The organism is Phytohabitans flavus (assembly GCF_011764545.1).
Lineage (GTDB): Bacteria > Actinomycetota > Actinomycetes > Mycobacteriales > Micromonosporaceae > Phytohabitans > Phytohabitans flavus.
In genome coordinates this window covers 3,330,485-3,350,415 of record NZ_AP022870.1, presented here as the reverse complement: position 1 = coordinate 3,350,415, position 19,931 = coordinate 3,330,485, and the positions used below count along the sequence as shown (strand labels likewise).

Below are 19,931 nucleotides of genomic sequence, written 5' to 3'. Positions count from 1 at the left end.
AGTTGATGTCGATACGCCCCCGCCGGCCATCGGGATGGCGAGCAGCTCCCGCGTGATCATGCGCGGACGGACTGGCGCTCGTTCCACCGGCGCAGCGTCTCGAGTCCTTCCGCCCGATCGAGGTCGTTCAGTGGCCGGTGCTGCACGGTGAGCTCGATGCGCACGCCGTTGGGATCGAAGAAGTACAAGGACTCCCAGGTGCCGTCGTGGTCGACGACGCCGAGCGTCTCGACGCCCGCGGCCTTGAGCCGGTCGATCCACCGGTGCAGGTCCTCAGTGGACGCCACGTTGAGCGCGAGGTGCCGCACCCACGAGGGGATCGGGTCGGACTCCGGCCGCTCCATCCCCTCGACCTCGAAGAAGGCGATCGCCTCACCGGACTCGAACCCGTAGAACGTGTGCAGGAACGGGGTGGGCGAACCGGTCGACGGCACCTGGTCGAGCTGGATGGCCGCCAGGAACTGGCAGTTGAGCACGCCGGTGTAGAAGTCGTACGTCGCCTGGGAGCTCCAGGTGGGGTATGCGACGTGGTTCAAGGACTGAGGCGGTGCCAAAGGTTCACTCATGGTCCCCTCCCGGCTGCTGATTTACAAATATCGGATACTGAGTCCGTAATTTGAAACAACCATGGCCCGCGAGGGCGCGGCTTGTCAACCATGGGCGGACGTGATGTGGGGTCGGCCTCAGCCGAAGGCAAGCCTTAGGCGGGGGATCAGCCGTAGCCGGGGATCAGCCTCGGCCGGGGCCAGGGGAGGGCGCGGGACTCAGGCAGCGGTGGCCGCGGCGGCGGCCTGGACGACAAGCTCGCCGGCGCGCTCGATGTCCAGCTCCCGCAGCGCGATCACGCTGATGCTGGCGTCCAGGGAACGGCCGGCGCGGTCGCGCAGTGGCGCGGCGATGCCGATCGCGCCTGGCGTCAGCTGGCCGTGGGTGACCACGTAGCCGCGGCTCCGGGCCTCGGCCACCGCCGCCGGCTCGCCCGCCGCCGAGGCACGGCCGGCCAGGATGGCCAGGCCGCTCGCACCCTGGTCGAGCGGGTGGCGTGCCCCCGGGCGCTGGGAGAGGTGGAAGATCTCGTCGGACGGCTCGACCACGGTCAGCGTGACCGCCTCGGACCCCTCGGCCACCACACACTGCGCGGTCGCGCCGAGCGCCTCGGCGAGCTGGCGCAGCTGGGGCAGCACCGCGCGGCGCAGCTGCGGATGGGCCAGCCGGGAGAGGCGCAAAATGCCCAGGCCCAAGCTGTACCGCCCGGAGCCGGCCGGGGCCGCCAGGTGGTGCGCGGTCAGGGTGGCGAGCAGCCGGTACACAGCTTGGCGGTGCATGCCCAGCGTGCTGGCGATCTCCGCGACCGTGAAGTCGCGATCCTCGGCGGCCAGCAGCTCCAACACCTGGAGGCCACGGTCGAGGGTCATGGCGCCGTGGCGGGAGCTCGATTCCGTCCCTACGTCGTCCGTGACCATGTCCGCCTAACCGCCTCGCATTCCAAGGGCCCGAACTATACCGAGTGCCCGGTGTCATCCGGTGCCCTCCCCGGGCGGGTAGTGGGGACGCGTCGCCACACGAGTACCGGCGTGGGCCGGGTGGCGCGGACCGAGGGCGGGTAGGCGCGCAGCGTCAGCCGGTCGCCGTCCAGCTCGGCCTCCCGCACCAGCTCCGTCCCCACGTAGTCGGGGAAGAAGCTCACCGTGACCCGGTGCACCACCCGGTCGCCGAGCCACTCGTACTCCCCGCAGTAGCCGACGTACGTCGACGCCGCGGCGACCTTGTGCGGCGGGTCGCCCTCGGCCGCGGTACGCGTGCCGAAGCGCGGGCGATCCTCGCCGGCCATGTGCACCGACATGTACCCGTCAGCGGTATAGAGGAGCGTGCCGCTCGGCACGTCCCGAGCGGCCGGCTCCCGTCCTCCAGCGCGTACGAGACCAGCTCCCAGCGGCCGGGCAGCGGGTTGTCAGCCATCGGAGGCGACCTCCTTCCGTACCGCCCCGGCCACACCGCTGGCCGTGCGGGCGAGCATCCCGGCGTCGTTGCCGACCAGCAGGAACCGCGCGCCCCGGCGGACCGCGCCTGCGGCCTGTTCCGGGGTGATCGTGGCCAGCCCACATGGCTTGCCGGCCGCCGCGCCGGCGGCCAGGGCCTCGTCGACGAGCGCCGGCACCCGTCCCGGGTCGCCGAGCGAGAGCGCGAGGTCGGCGGAGCCGACGAAGACGGCGTCCACCCCGTCGACCGCGAGGATCGCGGGAGCGGCGGCGATCGCCTCGGCGCTCTCCAGCTGCGGTACGCAGAGCACGGCGGTGTCGCCGTGCCGGATGTACTCGTCGCGGGGGAGCAGCCCCCACTGACCGGCCCGCCCGGTGCCGCCCGCCCCCGGTGCCCGCGCGGCGGAAACCGCATCGCCCGCACGACCGCCTCGGCCTGCGCGGGAGTGTCCACATGGGGCACGAGCACGCCCTGGGCGCCGGCGTCCAGGACCCGCTGGATCGTGGTGGTGCTGTGGTCGGGTACCCGGACCAGCGGGGTGAGGCCGTGCGCGGCGGCCACCGCGACGAGGCGGGACACGTCGGTGAGGTCGAGCGCGCCGTGCTCCAGGTCGACGACCACGAAGTCGAAGCCGGCCAGGGCCATGATTTCGACGCTCTCCACGACCGGCAGCTTGATCCACGCCCCGATGGGTGTGTGTGCGTTCTGGAGCAGGCTCATGGTGCCGGGTACTCCTCGGCGTTGCGGACCCAGCCGGGCTTGGCGGAGAAGTCCGCGCGCGGCGGGCTGAACAGGTCGATCAGGTGGTTGGCGCCGCTGCCGGTGGCCTGCGAGGTGTGCACGGTCGGCGGCGGGATGACGGTCACCGACGGGCTGCCGACCGCGCGGTGCTCGTCCTCGCGCCACCGCGCCAGCCGAGGCGTCCAGGGTGTGCGGATGTGGTGCACGTACTCGCCGCTCAGCGTCAGCGAGATCTGCTCGAAGTCGTCGTGGTGGTGCGGGGACATCCGGTTCGTGTCGCGCGGGCCCTGTACCGGGTCGCCGAAGTTGACCATCAGCGTGCTGGTCCGGAAGAGCCGGCCGAACGAGCCTTCGCGGCGCGGGTGGTCGGCGACCGGGTACACCCGCAGGCGGTGCCCGTCGACCGGGTCCGGCCACGGCTCCAGCGGGGCCACCCGGGGGTGCGGCTCGGCGTACGACGCGGCGTTGTGGCAGCGGTCGGCCAGGTCGGTGGTGCGCGCGTCGAACGCCCGAACCACGGTGGTGTCGGCCCGGGCGGCCAGCACGCTGTCGCCGGGTGGCACTACCACGATCGCGGCGCCGGCCACCGCCGCCTCCTCGCCGCCGGCCTGGATCCACACGTCGGTGGCGGGGTCGGCGAGCAGCAGCAGGTACTCGTGCGGCTGCCCGGTGCGGGCGAGCGTGTCACCGGCGCGCAGCCGGCTGAACGCGACCACCAGGTTCTGCCCGCGGACCAGCCAGGTACGGCTGCCGGCTGGCGAGATCTCGGTGGGCGCCATGGTGTCGAACTCGAAGTACTCGGGCGCGGCGATCCCCTCGTCGCCGTTCGGGGGAGCGCCGGCCGAGGCGAGCGTCGTGCGCAGGTCGGTGTGCATGTGACCTCCTTGGTCAGTCGTCGTCCAGGCCCAGTAGGTACGCCGGGTTGGTGCGGACCATCCGCCGCAGGTCCTTCTCGGGCAGGCCGAGGTCGAGCAGCGCGGCGCCGACCCGGGCGAACGAGTCGGCCGGCAGCGGGCGCCCGTCCTGGCCGAGGTCGGAGGCGAGCACCGTGCGCTCCGGCCCGATCCGCTCGATCCACTCCAGCAGCACCTCGGGCCCCCAGCGCACGTTGCGCACCTCGGGGTCGTACATGCTCGTCTCGTGCTCGACGTACGCGCCGAGCCGGACCAGCTCCAGGCACTGCTCGTAGTCGGCGCCGACCACGAAGTTGGGGTGGCTGACCAGCATCCGCTCCACGCCCCGCTCCCGCGCCTCGGTGAAGAGCTGGAGGATGCGGCCCGCGTCCATGTGCCCGCCGGTGACCAGCGCGCCGCTCTCCCGCACCAGGTCGAGCACCCGGCGCGCGGCCGGGACCAGGTCGCCGTCCGGGCCGCGAATCTCCACCAGCTCGGTACTCAGCTCCACAGTGGACTTCGGAAAGCCGCCGCCGCCGTGGTGGTACGCGATGTGCTGCGCCGACGAGACGGTCGGAAACCACACCGCCTTCCCGCCCATCCGCAGCGACAGCTCCACCGCGAACGGGTTGATGCCGCCGACCTGGTTGTTGAGCGCGATGCCGCCGAACACCTCGGTACGCGTGGCGCGCAGCCGGTCGCCCATCGCGAGCAGGTCCATCACGGTGTTGTGGTGGTGCGACTTGACCAGCAGCGCCCGCATCTCCAGCCGCTCGCCGTCGCGGGCGGCCTCGGCGTGGTCGAACCGCCGAGGGAACGGGTTGGGGCCCGAGTGGCAGTGCAGGTCCACCAGACCGTGGAGCACTTTGTGGAGCGCGGAGGGGATGGTCACAAAGACTCCCTCGATCGAAGGATGTTCGCCATGTGAACAGTGAGTGCGCAAAGTGGGATGCCAGCGTGCGAGCGTGGTGGCTCCCGCACGTCAACCGGCCCAGATAGCCCCTGGCGGAGGGTTGTGGCTAGGTGATCGAGAGGCTAGCGTCCGGTCCAGCCGAGTTCAAGATGTGAAATGGTTGGTACGCATGTGAACGAGAGCCGAGTGACCAACGGCGACGAGTCGCCGGCCCAGGCCGACATCCAGGCGGTCCGCCGCGTCGGGCAGGTGCTGCGGCTCTTCGGCCCGGACACCGGCGCGCTCACCGCGGCCGAGGTGGCCGACCGCATCGGTCTCAACCGCACGACCGCCCACCGCTACTGCGTTTCGCTTGTCACCGCGGGGCTGCTCGACCGCGGGCCGCAGGCCGGCACGTTCGCGCCGGGGGCGCTGCTGTTCCAGCTCGGCGCGTTCGCGCTGCGCCGGCAGGAGGTGATGCGGCTGGCACCGCCGCACATGCAGCGGCTCGCGGCGCGCACCCACCTGACCGCGGTGCTCAGTCTCTGGGGCAGCTCCGGGCCCATCGTGTCCCATGTCGAAGAGGACACCTCCGGCGACGTGCTGCTCACCGTCCGGGTCGGCACCCAGCTCACGCTGGAGACCGCGCAGGCCCAGGTGTTCCTCGCGTACCGCCAGGACCAGCTCCAGGTCGACCGGCTGCTGGGCAACCTCGGCCTCGTGGACCAGACCCGGATCCGCGGCCAGATCAAGGCGATCCGCGAGTCCGGCGTCGCCGTGCTGCGCTCCGCGTCGCGGGGCATCACCGCGATGGCGGTGCCGGTCTTCAACGAGTACGGCATCTGCGCCACGCTCGCGCTCCTGGGCATCAGCAACCTGATGTCGGGGGAGGCGGAGTCACCTCAGGTCGTCGCCCTCCAGGGTGCGGCGAACGCGCTGACGGCCGAGTTGGGCGGCATCGGCTCGCCTCTTGACGCGGGACCGCCGTCAGTGCACCATCGCTTGTAACAATAATGAAAAGCACGTTTTAATTATCGGACATCGCTTCGGTTCTCCTTCGTCACACGACGCGCTCCCCCTTCGCGTCGCGTTTGACGTCTACCCCCTATCCATCCGCTCGGCTCCCCACACGAGTTGGAGGTGATCATGACCGCTGGAATGGTGCTGCGCCGGCTCGGCGCCGGGTTCCTCGTACTGTGGCTCGTATCCGTCCTGACGTTCCTGCTGGTACAGCTCACCCCCGGGGACCCGGCCGAGCTGATCGCCGGTGAGAACGCGACCGTCGAGGACGTCGCCCGCATCCGCGAGCAGCTCGGGCTGAACGCCCCGGTCGTCGAGCAGTACCTGCGCTGGTGCGCTGACCTGCTCCGCGGCGACCTCGGAGACTCGCTCTTCACCGGTCGCTCGGTCACCGAGACCATCGCACAGGCCGCACCGGCCACCCTCTCCATCACCGGCCTCGCCATCGTGATCGCGGTGGTCGTGGGCGTGAGCGCCGGCCTGCTCGCCGGGCTGCGCCAGGGCACCTGGGTGGACCGCGCGGTCTCCACCGCCGCCACGCTGGGCATCGCGATGCCCAGCTTCTGGGTGGCGATGCTGCTTATCTCGGCCTTCGCGCTCTCCAACCCGTGGCTGCCCGCCACCGGGTACACGCCGCTCGCCGAGGGCTTCTGGCCGTGGCTGTCCCACCTGATCCTGCCGGCCACCGCGCTCGGCCTGGCCACCGCGGCCGAGCTCGCCCGGCACACCCGGGGCTGCGTGGCCGACGTGCTGGTCCGGCCGTACATCCGGACCGCCCGCGCCCGCGGCGCCTCCGGCTTCTGGCTGATACGGCGGCACCTGCTGCGCAACGCGGCGATCCCGGTCGTCACCGTGCTCGGCCTCCAGGCCGGCCGGCTGCTCGGCGGCTCCATCGTGGTCGAGGTCGTCGCCGGCATCACCGGTCTCGGCACAACCGCGATCAACGCGGTACTCCAGCGCGACTACCCGATGATCCAGGGCTACGTGCTCTTCAGCGCGGTGATCGTGGTGGTGGTCAACCTCGCCGTCGACCTCACCTACGGCTGGATCAACCCCAAGGTGCGTGTCGCATGACCGCCGTCGCCACCACTTTGCCCGCGGCACGGCGCCGCCCACTCCGCGCGGCACTGCGGCGCCCGTCGAGCGCGGTCGCCTTCGCCTTCCTTGTACTCCTCGTCGGCTGCGCCATCGCCGCCCCGGTCATCGCGCCGCACGACCCGGACGCGCAGGAGCTCGGCAACCGGTTCGCCGGGTCAGCCTGACCCACCTCGCCGGTACCGACGAGTTCGGCCGGGACGTGCTGAGCCGCCTGCTCTACGCGGCCCGGATCGCGGTGACCGCACCGCTCATCTCGGTCGGCATCGCCGTACTCATCGGACTGCCGGCCGGCCTGTGGGCGGGCCGCCGCCGGGGCATCGTCGACGCGGTCACCGGACGGCTCGCCGACACGCTGCTCAGCCTGCCGGCCCTGGCCAGCGCCCTCGCGATCGTCGCCGTGCTCGGCCCGGGCCTGACCAACGCGATGGTCGCGGTCGGCATCATCTTCTCGCCGACCGTCTTCCGGGTGGTCCGCGGCGCGACGATGTCGGTCGCGGAGGAGACGTTCATCGAGTCGGCCACCGCGATCGGCTGCTCCACGCGGCGCACGCTGTGGGTGCACATCCTGCCCAACATCGCGGCGCCGCTGCTGGTACAGGTGACGATCCTGATGGGTGTCGCGCTCCTCGCCGAGGCGAGCCTCAGCTTCATCGGGCTCGGCGTGCAGCCGCCCGACGCCAGCTGGGGGTCGATGCTCGGCGCCGCGTACCGGAGCCAGTACGACGCGCCGTACGCGGTGGTGCCGCCGGGCATCGCGCTGGTGCTGACCGTTCTCACCTTCAACACGCTGGGCGACGCGCTGCGCGACGTACTGGCCGGACGGAGGTCGTCGTGACCGCCGCGCTCCGGGAGACCGGCCCCGCGCCCACCACCGCCGAGGCGCTGCTGTCCGTCCGCGGGCTCACCCTCGACCTGGTCGGCGGCACCGCCCAGCCCGGCCTGGTGAAGGACGTCGAGTTCACCGTGCCGAAGGGGCGCTCGGTCGCGCTGATCGGCGAGTCAGGGTGCGGCAAGACGCTGACCGCGATGGCGATCCTCGGGCTGCTGCCGCGCGCCGTGCGGGTGGTCGCCGGGGAGATCGTCTTCGCCGGTACCGACCTGCTCACCTGTAGCCCGCGCGAGCTGCGGCGGATCCGCGGCGGCCCGGTCGGCGCGGTGTTCCAGGAGCCGATGAGCAGCCTCAACCCGACGATGACGGTCGGCGACCAGATCGCCGAGGCGCGGCGCATCCACTTCAAGGAAGGGCGCCGGACCGCCCGGGAGCACGCCCGCGCGCTGCTCGACCGGGTCGGCATCCCGGACGCGAAGCGGCGGCTCGACTCGTACCCGCACGAGATGAGCGGCGGTATGCAGCAGCGCGTCATGATCGCCGCGGCGATCGCCGGCGAGCCTCGCCTGGTGGTGGCCGACGAGCCCACCACCGCGCTCGACGTGACGATCCAGGCCGAGATCCTCGAGCTGCTCCGCGACCTCCAGCGCGACCTCGGGCTGGCCGTACTGCTGGTCACCCACGACCTGGGCGTGGTCGCCGACTTCTGCGACGAGGTCGTCGTCATGTACGCCGGTCACGTCGTGGAGAAGGCCCCGGTGCGCGAGGCGTTTCGGACGCCGGCCCACCCGTACACGAGCGCGCTGCTCGGCTCGGTGCCACAGTCCGACCACGCCCGTACACCGCTCAAGGTGATCGGCGGGCGGGTGCCGCCGGCGGGCGCGTTCCCGGCCGGCTGCCGCTTCCAGCCGCGCTGCCGGCACGCGGCCGCCGCCTGCGCCGAGCCGCAGGCGGACACGGTCCTCGCCGCCGGCCACCACACCCGCTGCGGCCGCGTCGCGGCCGGTGACCTGACGCCCGGGAGGCAGCTGTGACGGACACTCCTGTGCTGCGCGCGACCGGGCTGACGAAGTCCTTTCCGCTGCGGCGCTCCGCCCTCGGGCGGGTGGTCGACCGGGTGCGTGCCGTGGACGGTGTCGACCTGAGCGTCGCGGCGGGACGCACGCTCGGCATCGTCGGCGAGTCCGGTTCCGGCAAGACGACAGTGAGCCGGCTCGTGTCCCGACTGCTCACTGTGGACACCGGGCGGGTCGAGGTGGACGGCGTCGACGTCACCGCCGCGCGGGGCCGGGCGCTCAAGTCGCTGCGGGCCAGCCTCCAGATGATCTTCCAGGACCCGTACGGCGCGCTCGACCCGACCAAGACCGTCGGGCACGCCGTCGCCGAGCCGCTGCTCGTGCACGGCCGGATCGGGCGGCGCGAGCTCACCGACCGGGCGGCCGAGCTGCTGGGCCGGGTGACGCTCGACCCGGGGCTCGTGCACCGGTACCCGGAAGAGCTCTCCGGCGGCCAGCGGCAGCGGGTCTGCATCGCCCGCGCGCTCGCGCTCGAACCCCGGATCCTGGTCGCCGACGAGCCCACGTCCGCGCTCGACCTCTCCACCCGCTCCGAGATCCTCAACCTGCTGCTGCGGCTACAGAAGGAGAACGGCCAGGCGATCGTGCTGGTGTCGCACGACTTCGCCACGGTCCGCCACCTGTCCCACCGGATCGTGGTGATGTACCTGGGCCGGGTGGTCGAGGAAGGCCCGGCCACGCTGGTCGCCGGCGAGCCGCTGCACCCGTACACGGAGGCGCTGCTGTCCGCCGTGCCCGTGGCCGACCCGGACCAGCAGCGCGGCCGCAAGCGCATCGTGCTCCACGGTGACCTGCCCGACCCGGCCCGCCCGCCGAACGGCTGCCGCTTCCGCACCCGCTGCCCGGTCGCGATGGACGAGTGCGCGCGGATCGACCCGCCGCTGGTGCCGGTCAGCGCCGAACGCTCGGTGGCCTGCCTGCGCCACCCCGGCCTCGGCTCCGGCGCGTCCGCCTCGGCCGCCGCTACCCCGATCGCGGTGGCCCAATGAGCGAGCGGGGTGTGCTTTCGGGGATCCGGGTGGTCGACTTCGGTCACCACGTGGCGGGTCCGCTCGCCGCGCTGCTGCTCGCCGACAACGGCGCCGACGTCGTACACGTCGACCGGCCCGGCGCGACCGGCGGCGACCAGTGGCAGGACGCGTACCTCAACCGGGGCAAGCGGCGCATCACGCTCGACCTGCGCGACGCGGCCGACCGGGACGTGGCCCGCCGGCTCGCCACGCGGGCCGACGTGGTGATCGAAAACTTCCGGCCCGGCGTGCTCGACCGGTACGGGCTGGGCTGGGCCGACCTCGACCGGCCGTCCCTGGTGTACTGCTCGCTGCCCGGCTTCCCCGCCGGCGACCCGCGCGCCGACCTGCCCGGTTGGGAGGGCATCGTCGCGGCGGCCACCGGCAACTGCCGGGTCCGGCCCGGCCAGGCACCGCCCGGGTGGGACGCCGACCGGCCGGTGTACTCGGCGATCCCGATGGCCTCCAACTTCGCCGCGTTCGCCGCCGCGTACGCGATCGTCGGCGCGATCGTCGGCCGGCACCGCACCGGGCTCGGTGACCGGATCGAGGTGCCGCTCTACAGCGCGATGTTCGAGGCGATCGGCGGCGCCGGGGCGTACCCGGTCGCGCGCGGCCTCGCGACCGAGCGGCCCATCGCGGGCAACGGCAGCGGCGGCTATCGCTGCGCCGACGGGCGGTACGTGCAGTTCAACCCGATCGGCGCCAGCACCCGCTTCCTGCGCTGGTTTCTGGACGCGGCCGGCGCCGGCGACTGGGCCGCCGAAGGGCTCACCGACCGGGCCCGGATGGACCGTGAGCCGCACCTGGCGCAGCTGCTGCGGGACCGGCTCGCCGCGCTCTTCCTGACCCGCCCGGCGCAGGCGTGGGAGGACCTGGCCGCGGCGGCCGGCGTACCGCTGGCCCGCACGCGTACCACCGCCGAGTGGCTGGCCACCCCGCACGCCCGCGAATCCGGCCAGGTGGTCTGCCTCGACGACCCGGTGTTCGGTCCACTGTGGATGCCGGGCGCGGCGGTGGGCGTGGAGGGCGTGACACCGGCCCTGTCCCCGCGCCACCTCCCGGACGCCGATCGCGCGGCGGTGCTGCGTGGTCTCGACGGTCCCGCGTCCGAGCACGAGGGCAGCGGCGAGGCCGAGTTGCCGTTCGCGGGGCTGCGGGTCGTGGACCTGACCCAGATCCTCGCCGGACCGACCGCCGGGCGGCTGCTCGGCGAGCTGGGCGCCGACGTCACGAAGATCAACTCGCCGCAGCGGAAGATCGGGGCGCACGGCTTCGTCAACCGCGGCAAGCACACAATGTTGCTCGACGTGGAGTCGCCGCGCGGCCAGCAGGTGCTGTGGCGCCTGCTCGACGGCGCCGACGTGCTGGTGCAGAACTTCCCCGCAGCACCGCCGAGCGGTACGGGCTGAGCTGGGCACACGTCCGGGCCCGCCGGCCGGACCTGGTCTACGTCTCGGTCAGCTGCTACGGGTACGGCGGGCCGTGGGAGTCGCGGCGCGGCTACGAGACCCAGGCGCAGGCGGCCAGCGGCATCATGTGCCGGGCCGGCGACGCGGAGCGGCCCCGGGTGCTCGGCCCGTACAACCTGCTCGACTACGGCACCGGCGTGCTGGCCGCGTTCGCCGCCGCGCTCGGCCTCTACCACCGGGCCACCACCGGCGCGGGCGTGCACGCACACACCTCGCTGACCCAGGCCGCCACCCACCACCAAGGGGTACACCTGGTCGGCGCGGACCAGCGTGTGACGGCCGAGCCGAGCGGGCCGTACGCGCTCGGCACCGGCCCGCTGCACCGCTTCCACCGGGCCAGCGACGGATGGCTCTTCGTGGCCGGTGGCGCTGGCGACGAGGACTTCGCCTCCGCGACCTCGGCCGAGTGGGTGACCAAGCTGCGCTCGGCGGGCATCGCCGCGCACGAGGTCGTGGGGCTGGCCGAGCTGATGACCGACCCGGCCGTACGGGCCCGCGGGCTGGCCGTGAGCCAGCTCTCCGAGGAGGCCGGCGAGGTGGTGATGCCGGGCATCGCGATCGGGCTCACCCGTACCCCGGCCCGCCTCGGCGCCGCGGTCCGGCGGCCCGGCGCGGACGGCCCGGCGGTGCTGGCCGCCCACGGCTACGGCGACAACGACATCGAGGAACTCGCCCGAGGGTGGGTGCTGCAGACCGCCGCCCTGCCCAGCGGCTGGGACCACTTCTAGGAGCTGGCGTGACGTTCGACGTACTGATCCAAGGGGGCCGGGTGCTCGACCCCGGCCAGGGCCTCGACTCCCGACTCGACATCGGGATCCGGGCGGGGCGGATCGCCGCCCTGGGCGAAGACCTGGGAAACGCGGGGGCGAGCCGGGTGATCGACGCCGGAGCGCCGGGCCGGATCGTGGTGCCCGGTCTGATCGACGTGCACGCCCACGTCGCTCACGGCGCGATCACCCCCGGCGTCGGGATGGAGGGCTGCGACCCGGACGAGATCGGGGTCCGCTCCGGCGTCACCACCGTCGTCGACGCCGGCTCGGTCGGTGTCGCCAACGTCGGCGTCTTCCCGGCGTACATTCAGCCGAACGCGCGCACCCGCGTGGTCTGCTACCTCAACATCGGCAGCTTCGCGCACACGATGCCAAGCCTCGTCGACGTGCACAGCCTGTCCGAAGTGGACGCGGGAGCGATCGCGAAGTGCGTGGCGGCCAACCCCGGCGTGGTCGAGGGCATCAAGCTGCGGCTGGTCGGGCCGGTCGTGTACAGCCACGGTGAAGACCTGGTCACCAGCGCCAAGAAGGTCGCCCGGCAGCACGGCGTACCGCTGATGGTCCACATCGGAGACCGGGGCGCCACCCGGCGCGGCGACGGCGACCCGGGTCGCCTCGCGGAGGTCACCGCGTTCCTGCTGTCCAATCTGGACGCCGGCGACATCCTCACCCACCTCTGCACGCCGAACGTGGGCGGCGTCGCCGCGCTGTCCGGCGGCGAGGACCTGCTGCGGCAGGCGCGGTCCCGGGGCGTGGTGCTCGACGCCGCGCTCGGCCGCGGCAACTTCGGCTTCGAGGTGGCTTGCCGGCAGCGGGAGGCCGGCCTGGCACCGGACACGATCAGCACCGACCTGACCTCGCACGGCCGCGACTTCCAAAGCCTGGTCGAGTGCATGGCCAAGTTCATGGCGGTGGGGTACACGCTGCCCGAGGTGGTCCGCATGACGACAAGCGGGGCGGCCGCGGCGATCGGCAGGTCCGACCACATCGGAGCGATAGCGCTCGACCGCGAGGCGGACGTCACGATTCTCGACGTCGTCGAAGGCGACTTCCGGTTCGAGGACACGGACGGCGTGGAGTTCAGCGGCGGCTGGGGCATCGCACCGGTACACACGCTTCGGGCCGGCGAGCTGTTCGCCCCGCACTGGGGCCCGCACCCATGGGGTTGGCTGCCGGCGACCGGGCGGAATTGAGCTTCAGTACTGAATCACTGGTGAAAGGGATTCGGACATGAGAACCAGCACGGAACGGATTCTGAGCACTCACGGCGGCAACCTGCCGCGGCCTGACGATTTGGACGACCTGATCGCCAACGCACCACAGACCCGCGACGAGATCGGACGCCGGCTGCCCGGCGCGGTCGCCGAGGTCGTCGAGCGGCAGATCGACTGCGGCCTCGACATCGTCAACGACGGCGAGTACGTCAAGGCGGCCCACGCGACCGGCTACCGCGGGTACATCCACGACCGGGTCACCGGCTGGGAGGTGCTGCCGATCGACCCGTCCGTGCCGCCCAAGCGCGCCTACGTGGCGGAGCGCGACAAGGCCGACTTCCCCGGCTTCTACGAGTCCGGGCTGTGGCTCTCCGGCTCCGGTGGCCCAGTGCGGCCAGGGTTCGCCAAGGCCGGGCCGCCGCGGCTGCCCACCACCGAGCGGGTGTGCACCGGGCCGATCCGGTACACCGGGCAGGAGGCGATCGCCGCCGACGTGGCCGCGCTGCGCGAAGGCGTCGCGGGCAAGGACGTCGACGGCTTCATCGCCGCGCTCGGCCCGCTGAGCCTCGGCGCCGCCGCCCGCAACGCGCACTACCCGGACGAGGACGCCTACATGACGGCCGTCGCCGAGGCGCTGCGCGAGGAGTACAAGGCGGTCACCGACGCCGGGCTGGTGCTCCAGATCGACGAGCCGGAGTTCGCCACCACCTGGACCTTCTATCCGGAGTGGACGGTCGACGACTACCGGCGGTACCTGGAGCGGGCCGTCGAGATCATCAACCACGCGATCGCCGGCCTGCCCGAGGAGCAGATCCGGCTCCACATGTGCTGGGGCAGCGGCCACCGCCCGCACACCAACGACATCGAGCTGAAGTACATCGCCGACCTGCTCGTCAAGGTGAACGCCAAGGCGTACGCGATCGAGTCCGGCAACGTGCGGCACGCCCACGAATGGCGGGTGTGGGAGGACGTCAAGCTACCCGACGGGAAGATCCTCGTGCCAGGCGTCGTCAGCCATGCCACCGACCTTGTCGAGCATCCGGAGCTCGTGGCCGAGCGCCTGGTCAACTTCGCCGGCGTCGTCGGCCGGGAGAACATCCAGGCCGGTACCGACTGCGGCATCGGCTCGCGGGTCGGGCACCAGGAGATCGTCTGGGCCAAGCTGCGTGCGATGGGCGACGGCGCGCGGATCGCCAGCGACCGGCTGTGGAGCCGGTGATGGGCGGGCGTGTGATGGGCGTGCGCGTGACGGCGATGCTGCTGGCGGTCGGGCTGGGCACGGCCGCCTGCGGCGGTGGCGGCGGCAGCGGCGAAGACTCGGGCGGGGCGGCGATCCTGCGGTGGGGCATCCCCGGCAACCCGACCTCCCTCGACCCCCGCCTGGCCGGCCCGCTCGACCCGGTCTTCCTCGACAACTTCTACGAGACGCTGATCGACCGGAAGCCCAACGGCGAGCTGAAGCCCGGACTGGCGACCGAGTGGAAGTTCGCCCCGGACGGCAAGGCGATCGACCTCACCCTGCGCGCCGGCGTTAAGTTCCAGGACGACACGCCCTTCGACGCCGAGGCGGTCAAGGCCAACGTCGAGGCGGCCAAGAAGCCGCCGAGCCTGCTGGTCGGCGCACTCAAGTCGATCGAAGCGGTCGAGGTGAGCAGCCCGACCCAGGTCCGGCTGGTCCTGTCCGCCCCCGGCGGCCATCTCGTCAACGTGCTCGCCGGCGAGGCCGGCATGATGATCAGCCCGAAGGCCCTCGGCAACGCCGACCTCAAGACAAAGCCGGTCGGCACGGGCCCGTTCAAGCTGACCGACATCGCCGACGGCCGGCTCAGCATGCGGGCCTGGGACGGCTACTGGAACCGGAGCGCCGTCAAGATCGGCGGCATCGAGATGACCGTCTACGCCGACGAGGCCACCCGGCTGCGCGCGGTCCGCTCCGGCCAGTCCGACGGCTCCTCGATCACCCCGGCCCAGGTGGCCGAGGCGAAGAGCGCCGGGCTCACGGTCGTACAGGGCGCCAACACCACGTTCAACGGCATCCTGCTCAACACCGGCGCATCCGAGTTCGGCAACCCGAAGGTCCGCCAGGCGATGTCGTACGCGGTGGACCGCAAGGCGATCAGCGACAGCCTGTACGCCGGCGCGTGCAAGCCCAGCGTCCAACCGTTCCAGGACGGCTTCTGGGCGTACGACGCGGAACTGGCCGGCACCGACGCCTACCACGACGTGGACAAGGCCAAGGCGCTGCTGGCCGAGGCGGGACTGCCGAACGGCTTCAAGTTCGAGATGAACGTCGGCCCGAACACCTCGTACCAGCAGCTCGCCCAGGCGCTCCAGGCCCAGCTCGCGCAGATCGGCATCACGATGAGCATCACGGTGCTGGAGGCGAGCCAGCTCATCAACGCCCGGCGCACCGGCAAGTTCAACGCCACGGTGTCGCTCGTGCAGGCCGGCCGCCCGGACCCGAGCCAGTTCGTCGCCGACTACTACATGCCCGGCGGCATCTACAACCCCGGGAAGTTCACCGCCGACGGTGTCGCGGACCTGCTCGCCCAGTCGCGGCAGACCGACGACCTGGCCACCCGGCAGGGCCCGATGCGGCAGATCATCAAGACGGTGTTCGACGCCGGTCCGCCGGTGATCCCGGTCTGCGGCGTGCAGTACGTGGCCGCGTTCCGGTCCGGCATCGACGGCTTCCAGGTCCCGGTCGTGGGCGACTACGACTTCGGCAGCCTGACCATCACCAAGTGAGGGAAGACATGCGACTCGACGCGAAGGTGGCGGTGGTCACCGGCTCCGGCCGCGGCCTCGGGCGGGCCTATGCGCACGCCCTGGCCGCGGCGGGCGCCGCGGTAGTGGTCAACGACATCGACGCGGCCGCGGCCGAGGTGGTGCAGAAGGAGATCCTCGACGCCGGTGGCCGGGCGGCCGTGCTGGTCGGCGCGGTCGGTACGGCCGACGTGGCGGACGCGCTGGTGGAGACCGCCGTACGCGAGTTCGGCCGGCTCGACGTCATGTGCACCAACGCCGGGGCGCTGCGCGACCGCACGCTGGCGAAGGTCACCGACGACGAGTTCGACCTCGTGGTCGGCAGCCACCTGCGCGGCACGTTCACCTGTGGACGGTCGGCCCTGCTCCGCTTCCGGGAGCAGGGCACCGGCGGGCGGCTCATCCTCGTGGGCTCGCCCGCCGGCCAGCTCGGCGACTTCGGGCAGACCGCGTACGCCGCCGCGAAGGCCGCCATCATCGGCCTGGTCCGGGTCTGGTCCGTGGAGTGCGCCAAGGTCGGCGTCACGGTCAACGCGGTCGTGCCGATGGCGCTGACCCGGATGGCGGCGACGATCCCCAGCCTCGCCGAGACGGTCGCCGCGGTCGAGGCGGGCGAGCCCGTGCCGGCCGCGATGCGCCGCTCCGGACTGGGCACAGTAGACGATGTCGCGCCGCTCGTGGTCTTCCTCGCCTCCGACGCGGCGGCCGAGGTCACCGGCCAGTACCTCGGCGCGGGCGGCGACCGGCTGAGCATCTGGGGACACCCGCGCGAGGTGTTCTCCGCCAACCGGGAGGGCGGCTGGACCGCCGAGTCGATCGCCGACGCCTTCCCACAGGTCTTCACCCCGCACCTCCAGCGGCACAAGGTGGCCCGATGAGCGGGCTCGACCTCGACCGGCTCGTCGCGATCGACGTACACGTCCACGCGCACCGCCCGGTCGACGACCACCCCGCCGGCGACGAGGCGGTGCTCAAGGGGATGGCGGAGTACTTCCGCACCGAGCACACCGACGGGTACACGGTGCCGGAGATCGCCGCCTACTACCGCGAGCGGAACATGGCCGCTGTCGTGTTTACAGTGGACAGCGGTGGCAAGGATCCGGTGCCCTCCAACGAGGAGGTCGCCCGGCTCGCCGCCGAGCACGCGGACGTACTTGTGCCGTTCGTCAGCGTCGACCCGGCGCGCGGGCCGGACGGCGTCAAGACCCTGCGCCGCCTGGTCGCCGAGCACCCCGTGCGCGGGGTCAAGTTTCACCCCGGCAGCCAGGCGTTCTACCCCAACGACCCGATCGCGTACCCGCTGTACGAGGTGATCGCCGAGCACGGCCTGATCGCGCTCTTCCACACTGGACACACCGGTGTCGGGGCAGGCACGCCGGGCGGCGGCGGCATCCGGCTCAAGTACGGCAACCCGATGTACGTGGACGACGTGGCCGTCGACTTCCCCGGCATGAAGATAATCCTGGCGCACCCGTCGTTTCCGTGGCAGGACGAGGCGCTCTCGGTCGCCCTGCACAAGCCGGACGTCTACATCGACCTGTCCGGCTGGTCGCCGAAGTACTTCCCGCCGCAGCTCGTCCAGTACGCCAACACGCTGCTCAAGCACAAGGTGCTCTTCGGCACCGACTTCCCGATGATCACGCCCGAGCGCTGGCTGTCCGATCTCGACAAGATCGGCATCCGCGAGGAGGTCAAGCCGTTGCTGCTCAAGGAGAACGCCGCCCGCTTGTTGGGCCTGCCATGAACGAGAACTTCGCCACCGTACTCGAAACCGTGGCCGACCAGGTGGGGCAGCGGCCGGCCGTCATCCACGGCGACCAGCGGCGGACCTGGGCCGACCTGGACGAACGCGCCGCCCGCCTCGCCGGACACCTCGCCGAGCGGGGGATCGGCACCGGCGACCGCGTCGCGATCGCGCTCTACAACGGCTTCGAGTACGTGGAGAGCCTGCTCGCCGTGCTCAAGCTGCGGGCCGTCCCGGTCAACGTCAACTACCGCTACCGCGAGGCCGAGCTGCGGTACCTGCTGGAGAACGCGCAGGCCCGCGCGATCATCTTCGACCCGTCGCTGGCCGAGCGGGTCGACGCGGTCCGCCAGCAGTACCCCGGCCTGCACACGCTCCTGCCGCTGTCCGCCTACGAGGAGGCCATGGCGCACCCGCGCCTGCCCCGGCAGGAGCGCGGCGACGACGAGTGGCAGCTCTACACCGGCGGCACCACCGGACTCCCGCGCGGCGTCGTCTCCCGGCACTCGTGGCTCTTCGCGGTGTGCGTACAGAGCAGCTACGCCGTGCTCGACCGGCCGGTGCCGCACACCCTCGAAGAGCTGGCCGAGGTCACCCGGCGGATCCGTGACGAGGGCCCGGGACAGGTCTGCCTCGCGGTCGCGCCGCTCATGCACGGCGCCGGCATCTACAACACGCTCGCCACGCTGCTCGGCGGCGGCACCGTGGTCTTCCTGACCGCCCGCTCGTACGACCCCGCGGAGACCGCCCGGCTGCTCGCCGAGCACAAGGTCACCGACATGGGCATGGTCGGCGACGTCTTCGCCCGCCCGCTCGCCGACGAGCTCGACCGCGCGGCGGCCGCCGGTACCCCGTACGACCTGTCCCACCTGCGGCGCCTGCGCAGCGTCGGGGTGATGTGGAGCGCCGACGTGAAGCGGCGGCTGCTGGAGCACGGCGAGTTCGCCTGCTACGACACCATCGCGGCGTCCGAGGGTGGCCCGTTCGCCATGCGGGTCACCCGGCGCGGCGACCCGGTCACCACCGCCCGCTTCGTGCTCGCCCCGGGCGCCCGGCTGATCGGCGAGGACGGCGAGGACGTGCCGCCCGGCTCCGGCAGCGTCGGCATGCTCGCCGCGCCCACCGACGAGTTCATCCACTACCACGGCGACGAGGAGGCCACCGCCCGCACGTTCCGGTACGTCGACGGCACGCGGTACTGCATGCCCGGCGACCTGGCCACCCTCGAGGAGGACGGCACTCTCGTGCTGCGCGGCCGGGGCAGCGGGGTCATCAACACCGGCGGCGAGAAGGTCTTCGCCGAGGAGGTCGAGCAGGTCCTGCTGCGCCACCCGGCGATCGGCGACGCGGTCGTGGTCGGCGTGCCGCACGAGCGGTGGGGCAGCCAGGTCGTCGCGGTCGTCTCCACCACCGCCGCGGTGACCGCCGACGAGGTGCGCGAGTTCGTGGGTGAGCGGCTGGCCGGCTACAAGCGCCCGCGCGAGGTCGTGTTCGTACCGTCGATCCGGCGCAGCCCTGCCGGCAAGGCCGACCTGCGGTGGGTCCGCGAGGTGGCCACCTCTGTCCCGGTCGTCGCGGTCGGGCCGGACGGGGTGCGCGCGCTGGCCGGCAAACACCTCGGCTACACGCCGTACCACGAGGTCACCCAGGATCGGGTCAACCTCTTCGCCGATGCCACCGGTGACCACCAGTGGATCCACGTCGACCCGGCGCGGGCGGCGGCCGGGCCGTACGGCGGGACGATCGCGCACGGCTTCCTCACGCTCTCGCTCACCACGTTCTTCCTGCCGCAGCTGATCCGCTTCCAAGGCTTCGGCATGGGCGTCAACTACGGCTGCGAGAAGGTGCGCTTCCCCGCGCCGGTGCCGGTCGGCGGCCAGCTGCGCTGCGGTGCCGCGGTCGACGCGGTCACCGACGTGCCGGGCGGCGTACAGACCACGATGACGCTGACGTTCGAGGTGCAGGGCCAGGCCAAGCCGAGCTGCGTCGCCACCATCGTGGTCCGGCAGTACGAGAAGGTCGGTCCTTAGTGGACTTCGGCCTGACCGACGAGCAGCGGGACATCCGGGATACCGCCCGCGCCTTCGTCACCCGCGAGGTCGTGCCGCTCGAGGAGGAGATGCTGCGCCGCGAGCGGACCGGCGAGCCCGCACTGCGCCGCGACGAGCTGCGCGAGCTCCAGTCGCGGGCGCGGCGCTTCGGCTTCTGGGGGATGAGCACGCCCGAGGCGTACGGCGGGATGGCGCTGCCCGCGGTCACCCAGTCTCTACTCTGGACGGAGCTGGGGCGCACGCCGGTCCCGTTCCGCTTCGGCGGCGAGGCCGACAACATCCTGTACGAGGCCAGCGACGCGCAGCGGGCCGAGTACCTGCTGCCCACCATCGAGGGGAGCGGCTCGGCTGCTTCGCGCTGACCGAGCCGGACGC

General features: G+C 72.3%; 21 protein-coding genes and 1 pseudogene. 15 read left to right on the top strand and 7 right to left on the bottom strand.

Annotated features, from left to right (window positions below):
* Positions 1-56 precede the first annotated feature (56 nt).
* From Pflav_RS14650 to Pflav_RS14625, 7 genes and pseudogenes are all read right to left on the bottom strand, one after another.
* A complete protein-coding gene (locus tag Pflav_RS14650) occupies positions 57-566 on the bottom strand; it encodes a VOC family protein (protein ID WP_173036669.1) in 510 nt (169 codons plus the stop codon).
* 198 nt (positions 567-764) lie between these two features.
* Positions 765-1,415, bottom strand: coding sequence for an IclR family transcriptional regulator (locus Pflav_RS47410; protein ID WP_269474503.1), 651 nt, complete (start codon positions 1,413-1,415; stop codon positions 765-767).
* Positions 1,416-1,498: 83 nt separating this feature from the next.
* Positions 1,499-1,933: a lipocalin-like domain-containing protein gene (locus tag Pflav_RS14640; protein WP_332107871.1), complete on the bottom strand. Its 435-nt coding sequence runs from the start codon at positions 1,931-1,933 to the stop codon at positions 1,499-1,501.
* 18 nt (positions 1,934-1,951) lie between these two features.
* Positions 1,952-2,311, bottom strand: coding sequence for an aldolase/citrate lyase family protein (locus Pflav_RS48705; protein WP_415624383.1), 360 nt, complete (start codon positions 2,309-2,311; stop codon positions 1,952-1,954).
* Between the two features lie 74 nt (positions 2,312-2,385).
* Positions 2,386-2,700: pseudogene (locus Pflav_RS48700) on the bottom strand (aldolase/citrate lyase family protein); the annotation flags it as partial.
* Positions 2,697-3,596, bottom strand: coding sequence for a cupin domain-containing protein (locus Pflav_RS14630; protein ID WP_173036667.1), 900 nt, complete (start codon positions 3,594-3,596; stop codon positions 2,697-2,699). The gene Pflav_RS14630 and the pseudogene Pflav_RS48700, both read right to left, overlap by 4 nt.
* 13 nt (positions 3,597-3,609) lie before the next feature.
* Entirely contained in the window at positions 3,610-4,506 is an 897-nt protein-coding gene (locus tag Pflav_RS14625) for a DUF6282 family protein (protein WP_173036666.1), read from the bottom strand.
* Positions 4,507-4,713: 207 nt separating this feature from the next.
* On the opposite strand from Pflav_RS14625, the gene Pflav_RS14620 reads away from it, so the two are divergent.
* The 15 genes from Pflav_RS14620 (at position 4,714) to Pflav_RS45495 (ending at position 19,918) form a co-directional block, all read left to right on the top strand.
* On the top strand, positions 4,714-5,514 hold the full coding sequence (locus Pflav_RS14620; RefSeq protein ID WP_197938488.1) for an IclR family transcriptional regulator: 801 nt from the start codon (positions 4,714-4,716) through the stop codon (positions 5,512-5,514).
* Between the two features lie 138 nt (positions 5,515-5,652).
* The gene (locus tag Pflav_RS14615) at positions 5,653-6,600 is read left to right on the top strand and encodes an ABC transporter permease (RefSeq protein WP_173036664.1); all 948 of its coding nucleotides are present in this window, start codon (positions 5,653-5,655) and stop codon (positions 6,598-6,600) included.
* Positions 6,597-6,788 (top strand): hypothetical protein, encoded by a 192-nt coding sequence (locus Pflav_RS14610; protein ID WP_173036663.1) that lies wholly within the window; start codon positions 6,597-6,599, stop codon positions 6,786-6,788. The genes Pflav_RS14615 and Pflav_RS14610 overlap by 4 nt, the downstream gene beginning before the upstream one ends.
* Before the next feature lie 35 nt (positions 6,789-6,823).
* Positions 6,824-7,459, top strand: coding sequence for an ABC transporter permease (locus Pflav_RS14605; RefSeq protein ID WP_173036662.1), 636 nt, complete (start codon positions 6,824-6,826; stop codon positions 7,457-7,459).
* Positions 7,456-8,487 carry an ABC transporter ATP-binding protein gene (locus Pflav_RS14600; RefSeq protein ID WP_173036661.1) on the top strand — a complete coding sequence of 344 codons (1,032 nt, stop codon included), beginning with the start codon at positions 7,456-7,458 and terminating at the stop codon, positions 8,485-8,487. The genes Pflav_RS14605 and Pflav_RS14600 overlap by 4 nt, the downstream gene beginning before the upstream one ends.
* Entirely contained in the window at positions 8,484-9,518 is a 1,035-nt protein-coding gene (locus Pflav_RS14595) for an ABC transporter ATP-binding protein (protein WP_173036660.1), read from the top strand. Before Pflav_RS14600 ends, Pflav_RS14595 begins: the two co-directional genes overlap by 4 nt.
* On the top strand, positions 9,515-10,951 hold the full coding sequence (locus Pflav_RS14590) for a CoA transferase (RefSeq protein WP_173036659.1): 1,437 nt from the start codon (positions 9,515-9,517) through the stop codon (positions 10,949-10,951). Before Pflav_RS14595 ends, Pflav_RS14590 begins: the two co-directional genes overlap by 4 nt.
* Positions 10,879-11,739, top strand: coding sequence for a CoA transferase (locus Pflav_RS14585; protein ID WP_173036658.1), 861 nt, complete (start codon positions 10,879-10,881; stop codon positions 11,737-11,739). Before Pflav_RS14590 ends, Pflav_RS14585 begins: the two co-directional genes overlap by 73 nt.
* An 8-nt stretch (positions 11,740-11,747) precedes the next feature.
* Complete coding sequence (locus tag Pflav_RS14580; protein WP_173036657.1) at positions 11,748-12,974, top strand: amidohydrolase family protein; 1,227 nt, start codon at positions 11,748-11,750, stop codon at positions 12,972-12,974.
* Between the two features lie 37 nt (positions 12,975-13,011).
* Positions 13,012-14,214, top strand: a complete 1,203-nt coding sequence (locus Pflav_RS14575) for a cobalamin-independent methionine synthase II family protein (RefSeq protein ID WP_173036656.1) — start codon at positions 13,012-13,014, stop codon at positions 14,212-14,214.
* Positions 14,214-15,743: an ABC transporter substrate-binding protein gene (locus Pflav_RS14570; RefSeq protein WP_173036655.1), complete on the top strand. Its 1,530-nt coding sequence runs from the start codon at positions 14,214-14,216 to the stop codon at positions 15,741-15,743. Before Pflav_RS14575 ends, Pflav_RS14570 begins: the two co-directional genes overlap by 1 nt.
* Entirely contained in the window at positions 15,740-16,639 is a 900-nt protein-coding gene (locus tag Pflav_RS14565; protein ID WP_232071408.1) for an SDR family NAD(P)-dependent oxidoreductase, read from the top strand. The genes Pflav_RS14570 and Pflav_RS14565 overlap by 4 nt, the downstream gene beginning before the upstream one ends.
* Positions 16,636-17,505 carry an amidohydrolase family protein gene (locus tag Pflav_RS14560; RefSeq protein ID WP_173036654.1) on the top strand — a complete coding sequence of 290 codons (870 nt, stop codon included), beginning with the start codon at positions 16,636-16,638 and terminating at the stop codon, positions 17,503-17,505. Before Pflav_RS14565 ends, Pflav_RS14560 begins: the two co-directional genes overlap by 4 nt.
* A complete protein-coding gene (locus Pflav_RS42905) occupies positions 17,502-19,535 on the top strand; it encodes an AMP-binding protein (protein WP_197938487.1) in 2,034 nt (677 codons plus the stop codon). Before Pflav_RS14560 ends, Pflav_RS42905 begins: the two co-directional genes overlap by 4 nt.
* Positions 19,535-19,918: an acyl-CoA dehydrogenase family protein gene (locus Pflav_RS45495; protein WP_232071406.1), complete on the top strand. Its 384-nt coding sequence runs from the start codon at positions 19,535-19,537 to the stop codon at positions 19,916-19,918. Before Pflav_RS42905 ends, Pflav_RS45495 begins: the two co-directional genes overlap by 1 nt.
* The last annotated feature ends 13 nt before the right edge of the window (positions 19,919-19,931 follow it).